The 16572-nt window shown below is 72.8% G+C and carries 12 protein-coding genes and 1 tRNA gene; 3 read left to right on the top strand and 10 right to left on the bottom strand.

Annotated elements, in window-relative coordinates; all coding sequences use genetic code 11:
* Window positions 1-36: 36 nt before the first annotated feature.
* The 3 genes from leuA to FHL79_RS15690 all read right to left on the bottom strand — a co-directional run bounded on the left by leuA (window position 37) and on the right by FHL79_RS15690 (window position 4433).
* Complete coding sequence (gene leuA / locus FHL79_RS15680) at window positions 37-1770, bottom strand: 2-isopropylmalate synthase (protein WP_138759523.1); 1734 nt, start codon at window positions 1768-1770, stop codon at window positions 37-39.
* Between the two features lie 157 nt (window positions 1771-1927).
* Window positions 1928-2569 (bottom strand): helix-turn-helix domain-containing protein, encoded by a 642-nt coding sequence (locus FHL79_RS15685; protein WP_138759524.1) that lies wholly within the window; start codon window positions 2567-2569, stop codon window positions 1928-1930.
* Window positions 2570-2786: 217 nt separating this feature from the next.
* Window positions 2787-4433 carry a phospholipase D family protein gene (locus FHL79_RS15690; protein WP_246080849.1) on the bottom strand — a complete coding sequence of 549 codons (1647 nt, stop codon included), beginning with the start codon at window positions 4431-4433 and terminating at the stop codon, window positions 2787-2789.
* 18 nt (window positions 4434-4451) lie between these two features.
* Between FHL79_RS15690 and FHL79_RS15695 the strand changes: the two genes are divergently transcribed.
* Together FHL79_RS15695 and FHL79_RS15700 are read left to right on the top strand one after the other, a co-directional pair.
* Complete coding sequence (locus tag FHL79_RS15695) at window positions 4452-5717, top strand: aspartate kinase (RefSeq protein ID WP_138759525.1); 1266 nt, start codon at window positions 4452-4454, stop codon at window positions 5715-5717.
* Complete coding sequence (locus FHL79_RS15700; RefSeq protein WP_138759526.1) at window positions 5714-6745, top strand: aspartate-semialdehyde dehydrogenase; 1032 nt, start codon at window positions 5714-5716, stop codon at window positions 6743-6745. Before FHL79_RS15695 ends, FHL79_RS15700 begins: the two co-directional genes overlap by 4 nt.
* Window positions 6746-6794: 49 nt before the next feature.
* Here the strand turns inward: FHL79_RS15700 and FHL79_RS15705 are convergent, their stop codons facing one another.
* From FHL79_RS15705 to FHL79_RS15725, 5 genes are all read right to left on the bottom strand, one after another.
* Entirely contained in the window at window positions 6795-8609 is a 1815-nt protein-coding gene (locus FHL79_RS15705) for a S9 family peptidase (RefSeq protein ID WP_218938484.1), read from the bottom strand.
* A gap of 4 nt (window positions 8610-8613) precedes the next feature.
* Window positions 8614-9693 (bottom strand): hemolysin family protein, encoded by a 1080-nt coding sequence (locus tag FHL79_RS15710; RefSeq protein ID WP_138759527.1) that lies wholly within the window; start codon window positions 9691-9693, stop codon window positions 8614-8616.
* On the bottom strand, window positions 9690-11072 hold the full coding sequence (locus FHL79_RS15715; RefSeq protein WP_138759528.1) for a hemolysin family protein: 1383 nt from the start codon (window positions 11070-11072) through the stop codon (window positions 9690-9692). Before FHL79_RS15715 ends, FHL79_RS15710 begins: the two co-directional genes overlap by 4 nt.
* Before the next feature lie 105 nt (window positions 11073-11177).
* Window positions 11178-11251, bottom strand: a tRNA-Pro gene (locus tag FHL79_RS15720).
* A 104-nt stretch (window positions 11252-11355) separates the two neighbouring features.
* Window positions 11356-12261: a metallophosphoesterase gene (locus FHL79_RS15725; protein WP_138759529.1), complete on the bottom strand. Its 906-nt coding sequence runs from the start codon at window positions 12259-12261 to the stop codon at window positions 11356-11358.
* 65 nt (window positions 12262-12326) lie between these two features.
* Here FHL79_RS15725 and FHL79_RS15730 point away from each other — a divergent pair, with 65 nt between their 5' ends.
* Complete coding sequence (locus FHL79_RS15730) at window positions 12327-12779, top strand: GatB/YqeY domain-containing protein (RefSeq protein ID WP_138759530.1); 453 nt, start codon at window positions 12327-12329, stop codon at window positions 12777-12779.
* 57 nt (window positions 12780-12836) lie between these two features.
* Here FHL79_RS15730 and FHL79_RS15735 read toward each other — a convergent pair whose 3' ends face one another.
* Window positions 12837-15221 carry a penicillin-binding protein gene (locus FHL79_RS15735; protein ID WP_138759531.1) on the bottom strand — a complete coding sequence of 795 codons (2385 nt, stop codon included), beginning with the start codon at window positions 15219-15221 and terminating at the stop codon, window positions 12837-12839.
* Between the two features lie 145 nt (window positions 15222-15366).
* On the bottom strand, window positions 15367-16572 hold a 1206-nt coding region (gene bagB / locus FHL79_RS15740; protein WP_179966096.1), incomplete at its 5' end, for an ATPase BagB.

Below are 16572 nucleotides of genomic sequence, written 5' to 3' on the forward strand. Positions count from 1 at the left end.
GGGGGCAGGAGTGGCCACTTCCGCCCCCGGTGGTGGTCAGCGCTCGGCGCGGTTGACCGCCGAGACGATGGCGCGCAGCGACGCCGTCACGATGTTCTCGTCGATCCCGACGCCCCAGAGCACCCGCTCGCCCACGGCGCACTCCACGTAGGACGCGGCCCGGGCGTCGCCGCCGGCGGACAGGGCGTGCTCGGCGTAGTCGAGCACGCGGACGTCGACGTCCACGCTGCGCAACGCGTCGACGAACGCCGCGATGGGGCCGTTGCCGCGCCCGTGCACCGTCGTCGGGACCCCCTGGTCGACCAGCTCGACCTGGATCGCGTCCGGCCCGTTGCCCGAGGCGGTGTGCTCGTGTCCGGCCAGCGCGAAGCGACCCCACGGTGCCGAGGCGTCGGGCAGGTACTCGTTGCTGAAGGCGGTCCACATCTGCTGGGCGGTGACCTCGCCGCCCTCGTCCTCGGTGTGCCGCTGGACGACGGCGCTGAACTCGATCTGCAGTCGGCGGGGCAGGTCCAGCTGGTTCTCGGTCTTCATGATGTAGGCGACGCCGCCCTTGCCGGACTGGCTGTTCACCCGGATCACGGCCTCGTAGCTGCGGCCGACGTCCTTGGGGTCGATCGGCAGGTAGGGGACCGCCCACGGGATCTCGTCGACGGTCTTCCCGGCGGCCGCGGCGTCGGCCGCCATCGCGGCGAAGCCCTTGTTGATCGCGTCCTGGTGGGAGCCGGAGAAGGCGGTGTAGACCAGGTCGCCGCCGTAGGGGTGCCGCTCGTGCACGCCGAGCTGGTTGCAGTACTCGACCGTGCGGCGGATCTCGTCGATGTCGGAGAAGTCGATCTGCGGGTCGATGCCCTGGCTGAACAGGTTCAGCCCCAGGGTGACCAGGTCGACGTTGCCGGTGCGCTCGCCGTTGCCGAACAGGCAGCCCTCGATGCGGTCGGCACCGGCGCGGTGGCCCAGCTCGGCGGCGGCGACCGCGGTGCCCCGGTCGTTGTGCGGGTGCAGGCTCAGCACGACCGCGTCGCGGCGGGCCAGGTTGCGGTGCACCCACTCGATCTGGTCGGCGTAGACGGTCGGCTCGGCCATCTCCACCGTCGCCGGGAGGTTCAGGATCGTCGGCCGGTCGACCGTCGGCTCCCACACGTCGGTGACGGCGTTGCAGACCTCGACGGCGTAGTCCAGCTCGGTGCCGGTGAAGGACTCCGGCGAGTACTCGAACCGGATGTCGGTGTCGCCCATCTGCTCGGCCAGCTTGCGCACCAGCTGCGCACCGTGGACGGCGATGTCGGTGATCCCCGCGCGGTCCTGGCCGAAGACGACCCGGCGCTGCAGCGTGGACGTCGAGTTGTACAGGTGCACGATGGCCTGCTTGGCGCCACGCAGGGACTCGAAGGTGCGCTCGATCAGCTCGTCGCGGGCCTGGGTCAGCACCTGGACCGTGACGTCGTCGGGGACCAGGTCGTCGGTGACCAGCTGGCGGATGAAGTCGTAGTCGGTCTGGCTGGCGGCGGGGAAGCCGACCTCGATCTCCTTGTAGCCCATCCGGACGAGCAGCTCGAACATCCGCCGCTTGCGCTCGGGGGTCATCGGGTCGATCAGGGCCTGGTTGCCGTCACGCAGGTCGACCGCGCACCAGCGGGGCGCGACCGTGGTGGTCGTCTCCGGCCAGGTGCGGTCGGGCAGCGGTACGGGCGTGAAGGGCGCGTACTTGCCGATCGGCATGGCCGAGGGGCGCTGCGGGTTGCGGGCGTGCGGGTGGAACTCGGGCATGGGGGGCTCCTCTTGCGGGCTGCGGACAGCTCCGGGATGCGGTCAGCTGGCGCCCGGGGACGCGCGATCACCGCGGCGAGGGGGCCGACCTAGGAGAGGCCCTCGCCGCGGCTGATAAGCAGGAGGCTGCCGCGCACACAGGAACCGTAGCAGCGCGTCAGTCGACATCGCAGCCGCAGGCGCAGTCCGGTGCGTGCAGCCGGTCCCGGTTCTCCTGCTCGTCGTACTCGCAGCCGGCAGGACAGGTGCAGTCGACCTCCCAGTCCGGGCGAAGCGGGGAGCCCGCCGCCAGCCGCGCCTCGTGCCGCACCTGCCGGCGGGCGGCGTCGCGGCGGAGCGCCCCCGCCCGCCGCGTGGCGGCGCGCTCGGCGAGGGAGTCGCCGGCCTCCGGCACGTGGTGGTCGGCCGAGGGGCTCGCCTGCCGCCGCCAGTCGCGCAGCGAGCGGTCGCGATCGAACGTGTAGCGCGGGTTGCGCAGCCGTGGGCGGTGCGGACCTCCCCACCAGTCCTCGTCCCCGTGCCGGGTGTCCAGGTGAGCGGGGAACAGTCGTCCGCCGGCATCCCGGACCGCCGCCCCGGTCATCGCGACCAGTTCTCTGCCCTCGTCGTCGAGAAGCGCCACCCGCAGCCCAGCCACGGCGCCGATCAGTGACAGTTGGCTGACGCGGAGGTCCCCGCCGGCCTCCGCGCGGCCGATGGCGGCTGGGGCTACGCCCGACGCCCTGGCCAGCTCACGCTGGGACATGTCCACGAACCGCCGGATGCGGCGGAGCAAGCCGGGGAGCGTCTGGTCGGCCACGACCCCAGCATCTCGGCCCGCCGGGGGGCGTGACCCTCCGCGGCTGGAGCGGTGGACCACCAGGTGCGCTGGGGACGGCGGCGCGCCGACCGGCCGACCCAGGAGGTAGGGGTCAGCACAGTTGAGCTCTGCTCCAGATGTGGAGCAGAGCTCAACTCTCCGCAGGGCACCTCCCGGCCCGGTACCCGGGCGTGGGCCGAACCGCGGGCGGCGGAGTTCAGAACTGCTTGGCGCGGCGCAGGCGGAGCGGGCGGCCGTCGGGGTCGTTGACCAGCCGGTAGAGCGGTGTCGCCCAGAGCCGGGTCAGCCGGGACAGCCCCTCGGGTCGGTGCGGACGCAGCCGGCCGGTGGGGCGCGGGCCGCCGCGGCCGCCGTCGTGCCAGTCCTCCAGGGCGGCAGCCGACCGCTCCAGGGCGGCCACGAAGTCCTCCGGGTCGAGCAGGTCCTCGTCCGCACCGCCGTCCACGGCCCGACCGAGGTGCTCGCGGGCCAGTCGCAGGCGCAGGTCGCGGGCGAGGACCCGCGCGCCGTACCCCGTCCCCGCCGGGTCGCGTGGTTCCCGCTCATCGAGGGTGGTGTCCAGCACGCCGCTGGACAGCTCGCTGTCGTGGGTCCAGGACCTGCGGTTGAAGTTGTCGCTGCCGACGCTGACCCAGACGTCGTCGACCACGCACACCTTGGCGTGCACGTAGACCGGCGTCCCCTCGACGTTCTCCAGGTCGAAGACGTGCACCCGGTCGGGGCCGGCCGCACGGCAGGTCTCGAGCGCCTGGTGCCGGCCCACGTACTGCGGTCGCTCGGCGAGCGCGCCGTCCTGGTCGGGCACCCGGGGCACCACGACGACCAGGTGCAGCCGGGGGTTGGCGCGCAACGCCTCGGCGAACAGCTGGGCGACCTCGGTCGACCACAGGTACTGGTCCTCCAGGTAGACCAACCGGCGGGCCCGGGTGATCGCCTTGGTGTAGCCGCGGGCCACCGACCGCTCGCCGTGCGGGGCGAAGGGGTACGCCGGCTTGATCGCCGGATAGGTGCGCAGCGTCTGCACCAGGTGGGGCCCGCACTCCGCCGGGGGTGGCGGCTGCTCGGGCAGCGGGACGGCGTTCATCCGCGAGCGGGACAGCTTGTCGTGCACCCAGGCCAGCGGGTGGTCGGTGTCCGGGCCGTGGGGGTCCTCCCAGCGCTGGCGGAAGACCATGTCGAGCACGCCGACGACCGGGCCGCGCAGCTGCAGTTGCACGTCGTGCCAGGGCGGTCGTGGTCCGTAGGCCGCCGCCATCGACTGCGGCTGCGGGTCGCCGAGGTGTTCGGAGGTGTCGCGGCGGGCGTGGCACAGGTCGATCCCGCCGGCGAACGCCACGTCGCGGTCGGGATCGCCGGGATGTCGCAGGACGACGATCTTCTGGTGGTGGCTGCCCAGCCGGCGCACCCGCTGGTCCAGCACCACGACCCCGCCGCCGTCCTCCACCGCCTCGTCGAGGGCGGCGTTCTCCTCCTTGGAGAAGCTCAGGCCGTCCCAGTGCGACCGCCACACCAACCCGAAGACGCACACCCCGCGGCGGGCCGCCGCGCCGAACAGCTCGCCGATCGTGGGCCCGTCCTCGCGCATCCGCTCGTCGGGGTCGCCCCGCCAGTCGGTGAACATCAGGTGGTCGCCGGTGCCCATCTGCTCCACCGCGCTGACGAGCCGGTCGAAGTAGGTGGCGCCGTCGACGAGCGCCTCGGCGTGGTTGCCCGACGTCCAGGCCGGCAGGCCGGCGGCCGGGTTCCCGCGCTCGTCGGCGGTGAGCAGCCAGTGCGCGGCGTCGTCCATCAGGTGATCACATCCCGCGTCGAACCAGCCCCGCAACCCCCGGCTGCGTGGCACCGTCGGTAGCCTGGACCCGTGGCCCTGGTGGTACAGAAGTACGGCGGCTCCTCCGTCGCGAACGCCGAGCGCGTCAAGCGCGTGGCCGAGCGCATCGTCGAGGCGAAGAAGAACGGCGACGACGTGGTCGTCGTCGTCTCCGCGATGGGCGACACGACCGACGAGCTGCTGGACCAGGCGAGGCAGATCACCGCCGACCCGCCCGGTCGTGAGCTGGACATGCTGCTCACCGCCGGCGAGCGGATCTCGATGGCTCTGCTGGCCATCGCGATCTCCACGCACGGCTACGAGGCGCGGTCGTTCACCGGGTCCCAGGCCGGGGTCATCACGACCTCCAGCCACGGCAAGGCGCGGATCATCGACGTGACCCCGGGCCGGCTGCGCGATGCGCTGGACGAGGGGTCGATCGTCATCGTCGCCGGGTTCCAGGGCGTCAGCCAGGACACCAAGGACGTGACGACGCTGGGCCGCGGCGGCTCGGACACCACCGCCGTCGCCGTCGCCGCCGCGCTGCACGCCGACGTCTGCGAGATCTACACCGACGTGGACGGCGTCTTCACCGCCGACCCGAGGATCGTCCCCAACGCCAAGCGGCTCGAGACCATCACCTACGAGGAGATGCTCGAGCTCGCCGCCTCCGGGGCCAAGGTGCTCATGCTGCGCTGCGTCGAGTACGCCCGCCGCTACGGCATCCCGGTGCACGTCCGCAGCTCCTACTCACAGCTCCCCGGCACGATCGTGACCGGCTCGATGGAGGACCTCAGCGTGGAACAGGCCATCATCACCGGCGTCGCGCACGACCGCAGCGAGGGCAAGATCACCGTCTACGGCGTCCCGGACCGGCCGGGCGAGGCCGCGCAGATCTTCCGCGTCCTGGCCGACGCCGAGATCAACATCGACATGATCGTGCAGAACGTGTCGGCCGAGGGCAGCAAGCTCGCCGACATCTCCTTCACGCTGCCGGTCAGCGACGGGCCCACCGCGCTGGCCGCGCTGGAGGCCGTCAAGCACACCGTCGGCTACACCGACCTGCGCTTCGACCAGCACATCGGCAAGGTCTCGCTGGTCGGTGCCGGGATGCGCTCGCACCCCGGGGTGTCGGCGAAGTTCTTCGGCGCGCTGGCCGACGCCGGGGTCAACCTGGAGCTCATCAGCACCTCGGAGATCCGCATCTCCGTGACGTGCCGGGACACCGACGTGGACGTCGCCGTCCGCGCGGTGCACGACGCCTTCGACCTGGGCTCCGAGGTCGAGGCCGTGGTCTACGGAGGGACCGGACGATGAGCCGCCCGCTGCACCTGGGGATCGTCGGCGCGACCGGTCAGGTCGGGGTGGCGATGCGTTCGATCCTGGCCGAGCGGGACTTCCCGCTGGCCTCGATCCGTTTCTTCGCCTCCGCTCGATCGGCGGGCAGCACGCTGCCCTGGGGGGACGGCGAGATCGTCGTCGAGGACGCCGCCACCGCGGACCCGACCGGGCTGGACGTCGCACTGTTCTCCGCCGGTGCCACGACCTCACGGGCACAGGCACCGCGGTTCGCCGCGGCCGGTGTCACGGTGATCGACAACAGCTCGGCGTTCCGCCGGGACCCGGCGATCCCGCTGGTCTGCAGCGAGGTCAACCCCGGGGACATCGAGCTGGCCGCCAAGGGCCGGATCATCGCCAACCCGAACTGCACCACGATGGCCGCGATGCCGGTGCTCAAGCCGCTGCACGACGAGGCGGGCCTGGTGCGGATCGTGGCCAGCACCTACCAGGCGGTCTCCGGCTCGGGTGTCGCCGGCGTCCGCGAGCTGCACGGCCAGGCGCTCGCCGTCGTGGAGAAGGCCGACGAGCTGGCCTACGACGGGTCAGCCGTGGCGTTCCCGGCGCCGGCCGTCTACGTCGCGCCGATCGCGTTCAACGTGCTGCCGATGGCCGGGTCGGTGGTGGACGACGGCAGCTTCGAGACCGACGAGGAGCAGAAGCTCCGGAACGAGAGCCGCAAGATCCTCGGCATCCCCGACCTGCGGGTGTCCGGCACGTGCGTGCGCGTCTCGGTGTTCACCGGCCACTCGCTGTCGCTGAACGTCGAGTTCGCCGAGCCGCTCTCGGTCGCGCGGGCCACGGAGCTGCTCTCGAACGCGCCGGGGGTGCAGCTGGTCGACGTCCCGACGCCGTTGCAGGCGGCCGGCAGGGACCCGTCCTACGTCGGCCGGATCCGGCAGGACGGCGACCGCGGCCTCGCCCTGTTCGTCTCCAACGACAACCTCCGCAAGGGCGCCGCCCTCAACACCGTCCAGATCGCCGAGCTCATCGCCGCCCAGCGCTGAGGTCCCCGGGGGCCATGTTGGCCAACATGGCCCCTGGGGACCGAGGCCGTCAGGGCCTCACGTGGCGGAGGGCGAAGCTCAGGGCGACCTCGACCTGGCGGATGGTCTCCTCGATGACCAGGGAGCCGTGGCCGGCGTCGAAGCGGTAGACCTCGTGCGGCTTGCCCCGCTCGTCCAGCGCGGTCAGGTAGTTGTCGATCTGCCGGATCGGGCAGCGCGGGTCGTTGGCGCCGGCGACGACGAGCACCGGTGCCGCCACCGCGTCGACGTAGGTCAGCGGTGAGGAGCGCACGTAGACGTCGTGCACCTCGTCCGGTGACCCGCCGAACAGCGCCCGGTCGTAGGCCCGCAGGCCCTCCATCTCGTCCTCGTACGCGGCGATGTAGTCCGCGACCGGCACCTCGGCGATCCCGGCCGCCCAGCGCTCGGGCTGGGTGCCCAGGCCGAGCAGCGTGAGGAAACCGCCCCACGAGCCGCCGGACAGGATCGCCCGGGCCGGGTCGACGACGCCCTCGGCGACCAGCGCGTCGTAGACCGCGGCGACGTCCTCGAGCTCGGTGAGCCCTGGGCGGCCGGTCAGCGCGTCCCGCCACTCGCTGCCGTAGCCGGTGGAGCCGCGGTAGTTGACGTGCACGACCGCGTAGCCGGCGTCGACGTAGGCCGCCCGGCGGGCCCGGTAGGAGTCGTCGTCCTGCGACTCCGGCCCGCCGTGCACCAGGAACGCCGTCGCATGGGGCCCCTCGCCGGCCGGGCGGACCAGCAGGGCGTGCACGTCCCCGCCCGGGCCGGGGACCCAGCGGTCCTCCACCGGGTAGGCGGCCGGCGGCTCCTCGCCCGGCGCGGCCAGCACCACCGGGCCGTCGGCCCGGCGGATCACCGGCGGGGTCGCCGCGTTCGACCAGGCCAGCTCCACGGTGCCGTCGGGGCGGGCGGTCGCGCCGCGGACGACGCCGCGCGGGGTGTCCAGCTGGGCCAGCGTCCCGGTGGCCAGGTCGTAGCGGTACAGCTCGCTGCGGGCGGCGTGGTCGTGGCCGACCAGCAGCGCGGAGCCGTCGGGGTACCAGCCGGCGCTCACGTCGCCGGGCAGGTCCAGCACCAGCTCGGACTCGGTGTCGGCGGTGACGTCCCAGATGAGCAGCTCCTCCCGGCCGCGGCGCTCGTGGCCGACCAGCAGCCGCTGGTCACCGGCGACGGGAGAGAAGCTAAGCGCGTGCAGGCCGCGGCCCTCGCCGTCCCACTTGTCCGCGACGAGGCCGAGGTCGTCGGTGCGCAGCACCCGCAGCGCGGGGTAGCGCGGGTCGCCGTGCTCGGAGTGGGAGTACACGAGCAGCGCGTCGTCCCGGGAGAGCGCGTCGACCGAGGCGGTGTCCGGGCTGGTGTAGAACACCGACGGCGTGCCACCGACCGGGCAGACCCAGAGCTCGCTGCCGTCGTCGGTGGACCGGCCGGCCAGCACGACCCGGGAGCCGATCTCCAGCCCGGCCGGATAGGCAGGCCCGACCTCCGGCAGGGCCACGGTGTCCGGGCCGCCGGCGAACGGCTGGGTCATCCAGACGCCGAACTCGTCGCCGTCGGTGTCGGCGAACCACCAGATCGTCCCGCCGTCCCGGCTCAGCGTGGCGGCCAGCGTGCCGTTCGGCCGGTCGGTGACCTGCCGGTGGGTGCCGGTGTCCCGGTCCCAGGCGTACTGCTCGACCACGCCGCTGACGTCGGAGGAGTACAGGTTGCGCTGCGGTGCGTCCTCGGCCCAGTCCGGCAGGCTGACCCGCGGCGCCCGGAAGCGGGCCTGCCAGCGGGCGGTGACGTCGTCGGGGAGGGCGGACGGCGAGGGGACAGGGGGGACGTCGATCGGCTCGGCTGTCACCGGGTCATCGTCCTCCTGCGCCTGCCCCTGCCTGCGCGGAGGTCACCGGACCGCTGACGTCAGCACTGCGCACGTCGCCGATGAGCTGCTCCAGCACGTCCTCGAGCGCCACCAGCCCGAGGACCCGGTCACCGTCCCGGACCAGGCCCAGGTGCGAGCCCGACCGGCGCATCTCCTTCAGCACCTCGGGCAGCGGCTCGGCTGGGGTCAGCTCGACGAAGTCCTTGACCGCCTGGTCGGGTACCGGCTTGTCGCGGGAGGTCGGTCCGGTGCCCAGCACGTCCTTGACGTGGACGTAGCCGGCGAGGGAGCCGTCGTCCCGGCGCATCGGGTAGCGGCTGTACCCGTGCTCGGCGACGACGCCCTCCAGCTCCCGGGGCGTGGACCTGCGCGGCACGGTGATCAACGAGTCGGGGGAGAGCAGCACCGAGCTGACGTCGTGCTGCTCGAAGGTGAGCGCGCCGGTGGCCAGCTCGCTGACCTCGCTGCCCAGCAGTCCCTCCTGCCGGGACTGGGTGATCATCGACTGGATCTCGTCCTGGTCGAAGCTGGCGGTGATCTCGTCGGTCGGGGTCACCCCGAACAGCCGGACGAAGCCGTTGGCGACGACGTTGAAGAACCAGATGAACGGCTTGAGCACCCGCACCAGCATCGCGAGCGGGGGGCCGAGCACGATCGCGGCGTTGGTCGGGCCGGCGATGGTGATGTTCTTGGGCACCATCTCGCCGAGCACCATGTGCAGCACGGTGACGATGGACAGGGCGATCACCAACGAGATCGGGTGCAGCAGTCCCTCGGGCGCGCCGACGGCCTCCAGCGGTGCCTCGATCAGCTGCGCGACAGCGGGTTCGCCGACAGCGCCGAGACCCAGCGAGCACAGCGTGATGCCCAGCTGGGCGCCGGCCATCATCTGCGAGACGTTGCGCATCGCGGCCAGCGTCTTCTGCGCCCGGACCGACCCGGCCTCGGCGCGCGGCTCGATCTGGTCGGCGCGGGCGGAGACCAGGGCGAACTCGGCGGCGACGAAGAACGCGTTGCCCAGCAGCAGCGCGACCAGCACGAGCAGGCTCAGCACGTCGCTCATGCCGGCGCCACCTCGCGCTCGAGGCGGACGGCGGTGGCGCCGGCCGGCTGTGCGACGTCCGCCGGTGCGTCCTGCTCACGGTCGGGCTCGGCCGGCTGCGGGGTGGCCCGCAACCGGGACACCCGCCGTCCCTCGACCCCGGCGACGGTCAGCCGCCAGCCCTCCACCTCCACCGACTCGCCCTCCTCGGGCAGGTGCGCGAGCCGTTCCAGCACGAACCCGGCGACGGTCTCGTAGCGGCCCTCGGGGACCGGGATGGCGGTGCGATCGCGGACCTCGTCCGGGCGCAGCAGGCCGGAGAGGACCCACTCCTCGCCGTCGCGGCGCAGCTGGCGCAGCGGCCGGTCGGTCTCGTCGGTGATCTCGCCGACCAGCTCCTCGACGATGTCCTCCAGCGTCACGATGCCGTGCGTGGCACCCCACTCGTCGACGACGAGGGCCAGCTGCAGGCCCTGCTCGCGCAGCAGGTCGAGCAGGGGGTCCAGGTGCAGGGACGACGGGACGGCGAGCACCGGCTCGGCCAGCTCGCCGGCGGTGCGCTGCAGCCGCTCCTCCTCGGGGACCGACACCGCGTTCTTGACGTGCACCACGCCGGTGACCTCGTCGAGGTCGGACCCGTAGACCGGGAAGCGGGAGTTGCCCGACCGGATGGCGGCGTCGATGACGTCGGCGGCCGTCGCCTCCGAGCTGAGCGTCCACAGCCGGGTCCGCGGGGTCATCACGTCGGTGGCCAACTTCTCCCGCAGCCCCAGCGAGCGGGCGAGCAGCCGGGCGGCGACGGGGGACAGGTCGCCCTCCTCGGCCGAGCGCCGGGCGACCGCGGCCAGGCCCTCCGCGTCCCGGGTGTCGTCCAGCTCCTCCTTGGGCTCGAAGCCCAGCCGGCGGACGATCCCGTTGGCCAGCGCCTGCAGCGCGCGCACCACCGGGCCGGTCACCACGGTGAACGCGCGCATGCCCGGCGCCACCACGGAGGCGGTGCGCAGCGGGCGGGCGATGGCCAGGTTCTTCGGGCCCAGCTCGCCCAGGATCATCTGCAGGAAGGTGGCCAGCGCGATGCCCAGGCCGACCGCGATCGGTGCGGTGGCGCCCTCGGGCAGCCCGATCGCGCCGAGCACCGGCTCGAGCAGCCCGCCCAGCGCCGGCTCGGCGAGGAAGCCGACCACGAGCGTGGTGAGCGTGATCCCCAGCTGGGCGGCGGACAGCTCGGTGGACAGCCCGCGGAGCGCGCGGACGACCCCCTCGGCGCCCTTGTCGCCCGCCGCAGCGGCACGTTCGGCCTGACCGCGGTCCACGGAGGTGAAGGAGAACTCGGCCGCGACGAAGAACCCGGTGAACGCGGTCAACAGCACGGCCGCCAGCAGGAGCAGCCATTCGGTCATCGGGGGAGGGGTGCCCGCGGCGCAGCAGTCGGAAACGGCGGTGAGGGGGAGCACAGCCCCGGAACGCGACTCAGGGACCGCCGATGGCGGTCCCTGAGTGGTGGGTCGGGGTGACAGGATTTGAACCTGCGGCCTCGTCGTCCCGAACGACGCGCGCTACCAAGCTGCGCCACACCCCGAGGTGCGTCGACAACTGTAACCGACGCCCTCGGCCCCTTCGCAGGGGCCCGGTACGAGCTCGCGAGTGCTGGGGGGCGAGGGGGTCCTCCAACAGGGGGTCCTCCTACCGGGCGGTGAGGGTCAGCAGCGTCGCCTCCGGTGGGCAGGCCAGCCGGTACGGCGCGTAGGGGCTGGTGCCCAGTCCGGCGGAGACGTGCAGCCAGGTGCCGTTCGGGTGCCCGGGGGAGGGCTGCGCCCAGCGGTGCAGCCAGCGGACGCGCTGCCGGTCGATGCCGCAGTTGGTGACCAGGGCACCGTAGAAGGGCACCCGCAGCTGGCCGCCGTGGGTGTGCCCGCAGAGCAGCAGGTCGTAGCCGTCGGTGGCGAACCGGTCGAGCACCCGCGGCTCGGGGGAGTGCACCAGGCCGATCCGCAGGTCGGCGTCCGGGTCGGCCGGGCCTGCGACGTCGTCGTAGCGGTCCAGCTGCAGGTGCGGGTCGTCGAGACCGGCGAAGGCGATCCGGGTCCCGGCCACCGTGAGCGTGCCCGTGGCGTTGGTCAGCTCGAGCCAGCCACGGGCGGTCATGCCGTCGCGCAGGTCCTGCCAGGGCAGGGCGTCGCCGAGCACCCGCTCGTGGTCGGTCCTGAAGTACTTCAGCGGGTTCTTCGGCCGTGGTGCGTAGTAGTCGTTGCTGGCCAGGACGAAGGCGCCGGGGAGCTCCAGCAGCGGGTCCAGGGCGCGGAGCGTGGGTGGGACGGCGTCCATCCCGGCGAGGTTGTCCCCGGTCGTGATCACCAGGTCCGGCTGCAGGTCGGCCAGCCCGGCGACCCACTCCTGCTTGCTGCGCTGCCCGGCGGTCATGTGCAGGTCCGACAGCTGCAGCACGGTCAGCGGGGCGGAGCCCGGGGGCAGGACGGGGACGTCGAAGCGGCGCAGCGTCCACCTGGTGCGCTCGATGAGGCTCGCGTAGGCCACCGTGGCGGTACCGGAGGCCACGACAGCGGCAGGGACGGCGGTTCTCGCACGCATCCTGCGAGCCTACGGGCGCGGGAACTCCGTCGTCCCGTGCAGGCGGAGGTGGCAGGCTCTGCTGCGTGCCTGGACTGAAGGACCGACTCCGTACCGACCTGACCACCGCGATGAAGGGCCGCGACGAGCTGAGCACCGCCACCCTGCGGATGGTGCTCTCCGCCGTCTCCGCCGAGGAGGTGGCCGGCAAGGAGGCCCGCGAGCTCAGCGACGACGACGTGATGGCGGTGCTCCGCCGCGAGGCGAAGAAGCGCCGCGAGGCAGCCGAGGCCTTCGCCGGCGCCGGCCGCGCCGAGCAGGCCGAGCGGGAGCGCGCCGAGGAGGGCGTGATCGCCACCTACCTGCCGGCCCAGCTGGCCGACGCCGACCTGGCCGCCATCGTCGCCGACGTCGTCACCAGCACCGGGGCCGCCGGGATGAAGGACATGGGCAAGGTCATGGGCGCGGTGCAGGGCACGGTGGCCGGCCGGGCCGAGGGCGGCCGGGTCGCGGCGGAGGTGCGTCGACAGCTGGGCTGAGACGACGACGGGGCGGTACCGAGCTGGTGCTCGGTACCGCCCCGTCGTCGTGTCGTGTCAGGCGCCGGGGTCGCCGTCGCCGTTCCAGTCCGGCAGCGTGAACTCGGGGGCGCCGGGCTGCTGTTCTGCCGGCTGGGAGTCCTCGGCCGGGGCCTCAGGGGTGGGCGTCGAGCTGTCGGGCGCCGGGGTGGTCCGCTGCTGGGGTCGGGTGGTCGGCGAGGGGGTCCGGTACCCGGACCCGTTGCTCACCTGGATGGTGACGACCTGGCCGACGCTGGCCTGGGCGCCGGCGCGGGGGCTGGTGCCCAGGAAGCTGCCCGTGGAACGGGAGCTGGTCACCTGGGAGACGACCGGCCGGAAGCCCGCCTGGGTGAGCGTGTCCTGGCAGGAGCTGACCGAGGAGCAGCTGGGGACGGTCGGCCGGTTGCCGGAGACCACCAGCGGGTCGGCCGGCGGGAAGGGCACCGACGGCTCCTTGGACAGGATCGGCAGCATCGCGTCGTGGTAGATCGTCGCGGGCTTGTTGCCGCCGTAGCCGCCGACGTCCTGCTGCGACTTCGGGTTGAAGACCATCACGCTGACCGTGTACTTCGGCGTCGAGCCCACGAACGTCGCGGACTTGTTGTCCTGGATGGTGCCGGTCTTGCCGGCGATCTGGTGGCCGGGGATGGCCGCCCGGGTCGCGGTGCCGGTGACGGTGTCGCCGATCATCATCTGGTTCAGCGTGGTCGCCACGCCGGCCGGGATGGCGTTCTCCTTGCAGGTGTTGCCGCTGACGTAGGGCGTGCCGTCGTCCTTGGTGACCGGCTCGCCGGTGGAGTCCACGATCGAGATGACCGGCGTCGGCTCGCACTGGGTGCCGTTGCCGGCCAGCGTGGAGTACGCGCTGGCCAGGTACAGCGGGCTGGTCGCGTCGACGCCGAGGGTGAACGAGCCGCGCTTCTCCGCGATGATCTGGTCGGCCGTGGCGTCGATGGAGTGCAGCCCCATGGCCTGCGCGGTGCGCACGACCGGCTCGACGCTGCCCAGCGCGTCCTCGAGCCCCACGAAGTAGGTGTTCGAGGACTCGACCAGGGCCGCGGTCATGTCCATCGTGTCCGGATAGTTGTTGCCGACGTTGCTCACCACGTAGGGGGCGCCGGTGGTGCCGCCGTTCTTCTTGAAGACCTTGGAGCTGTAGGGCTGCGGGGTGGTGAGCGTGTAGTGCGAGCCGTAGCCCTGGGACAGCGCGGCGGCGGCGGTGAAGACCTTGTAGGTCGACCCGGCGCCGGCGCTGGTCGCGGTGTTCAGGTTGACCGACTCGCACTCGTAGGCGTCGCAGCCGTACCGGCGGTTGACGCTCATCGCCAGCACGTGGCCGGTGCCGGGCTCGACGGCGGTGAAGACGCCGGCCAGGTCGTTGCCGCCACCCATCGGGAGGGTGTTCAGCACGGCCTGGTCACCGGAGGTCTGGATGTCCGGGCGCAGCGTCGTCTGGATCGTCCAGCCGCCGGTCTTGATCGCGTCCGCGCTGATCCCCAGCGTGCCGGTCAGGTAGTTGTACATGTAGTCGCAGAAGAACCCGCCGACCGTGGCGTCGATGCAGCCGTTGGGCGGGGTGCCGCCCTCGGCGAGCGGGATCGGGGCGGCGGAGACGTCGGCGAGCTCCTGGTCGGTGATGTGCCCGAGGTCGTGCATGCGCTGCAGCACCTGGTTGCGCCGCTTCTGGCCGGCGTCGGGGTTGACGATCGGGTCGTCGTTGGTCGGGCTCTGCACCAGGCCGGCGAGCACCGAGGCCTGCGGCAGCGTCAGGTCGATGGCGTTGACGCTGAAGTACTTCTGCGCGGCGGCCTGGATGCCGTAGGAGCCCTCACCGAAGTAGGCGATGTTCAGGTAGCGGGTGAGGATCTCGTCCTTGGAGTAGGTCTGCTCCAGGGCCAGCGCGAGCCGGGCCTCCTTGAGCTTGCGGCCCACGGTCTGCGCGGTGGCCGCCTGCTGCTCCTCGGGGGTGGAGGCCGTCTGCAGCAGCGTCTGCTTGACCAGCTGCTGGGTCAGCGTCGAGCCGCCCTCCTCGACACCGCCGGCCGCGACGTTCTTCGCCAGCGCGCGCAGCGTGCCCTGCACGTCCAGGCCGTTGTGCTCGTAGAAGCGCGAGTCCTCGATGTCGACGATCGCCTGCTTCATGACGTCGGAGATCTGGTCGGGCGTCACCGGCGTGCGGTTGTTCGTGAAGAACTCGGTGATCTCCGACCCGTCGGCGGCCAGCACCTTGGTGTTCCCGCTGGGCGTCTTGTCGGTCAGCTCGACCGGCAGCGCGTCGAGCAGGGTCGAGGAGTTCCGGGCCACCAGCCCGGTCCCGCCGACGAAGGGCAGCAGCATGGCGGCGACCAGCAGACCGGCCACGACGATCGCCCCGGCCAACTTCACCAGGGCATTGCGACGGAGGAGCGCAGACTCGGACATCGCAGGCCAAGGTACCTGTTCGGCGGGCCCCGGTGCCCCGCCTCGACCCCCGACGCGCGGCGACCCGGGCGGGTCGCGCGGGGACTCGCCCGGGCCGTCGGCCCGCCGACCCGGTGCGAGGGGCCGGCCGACCGTCGGCGGCGGCTCAGCCGGCCTGCGGCCGGAGCGGCAGGACGCGGCTGCGCGGGGTGCCCGTGCCGGTGTCGTCCTCGGCGGCCAGCAGCGCCTCGCCCATCGTCCGCAGGCCCTCGAGGTCGTGCACGTCACCGGCGGCGGAAGGCACGGTGCGCACCTTCACCTCGGGGTGGGCGCTGGTGAACCGGTCGGCCAGCCGCTGCTCCCGGGTGGCCAGCGTCATCCGCTCGGCGTGCACCCGCAGTGCCCCGACGGCCAGCTTCGCGCCCTTGCCACCGGCCTCGGCGACCGCCTCGGCGGCGGCCTCGGCGCGGGTCGCCGTCAGCGTCGTCGTCGCCGGCGGGTGGGTGCGGTTGATGACCAGGCCGGCCAGCGGCATCCCCTCGGTGGACAGCCGGTCGACGAAGTAGGAGGCCTCGCGGAGGGCGTCCGGCTCCGGGGCGGCGACCACGACGAACGACGTCCCGGGCTGGCGGAGCAGCTCGTAGGTCGCCGTCGCGCGCTCCCGGAAGCCGCCGAACATGGTGTCCAGGGCCGAGACGAACGCCGAGATGTCGCCCAGCAGCTGGCCACCGAGGATCTTGCTGATGATCCGGGTGAAGATCGCGAAGCCGGCCCCGACGATCCGCACCCCGGCCCGCCCGCCGGCCCGGGCCGGCGCGGTGAGCAGCCGGATCATCGTGCCGTCGAGGAACCGGCTCATCCGGTTCGGTGCGTCCAGGAAGTCCAGCGCCGACCGGGACGGCGGGGTGTCGACGATGATCAGGTCCCAGCGGTCGCTGGCCCGCAGCTGCCCGAGCTTCTCCATCGCCATGTACTCCTGCGTCCCGGCGAAGGACGAGGACAGCGCCTGGTAGAAGGGGTTGGCGAAGATCACCTCGGCGCGCTCGGGCGTCGAGTGCGCGGACACGACGTCGTCGAACGTCCGCTTCATGTCCAGCATCATCGCCGAGAGCTCGCCCGGGGCACCGGGCGTCTCGACCACCCGCGGCTCGTTGTCCAGCTCGACCAGGCCCAGTGACTGGGCCAGCCGGCGCGCGGGGTCGATGGTGAGAACCACGACCTGCCGGCCGGCCTCGGCCGCGGCCAGCGCCAGCGCCGCGGACGTCGTCGTCTTGCCCACCCCGCCCGAGCCGCAGCACACGATGATCCTGGTGTCCGGGTCCGCGACCAGGGCGGCGAGGTCCAGCGCCGGGGCGGGGGCCGGGCGCTGGAC

It is taken from the genome of Modestobacter altitudinis, from assembly GCF_005930475.1.
Classification (GTDB): Bacteria; Actinomycetota; Actinomycetes; order Mycobacteriales; family Geodermatophilaceae; genus Modestobacter; species Modestobacter altitudinis.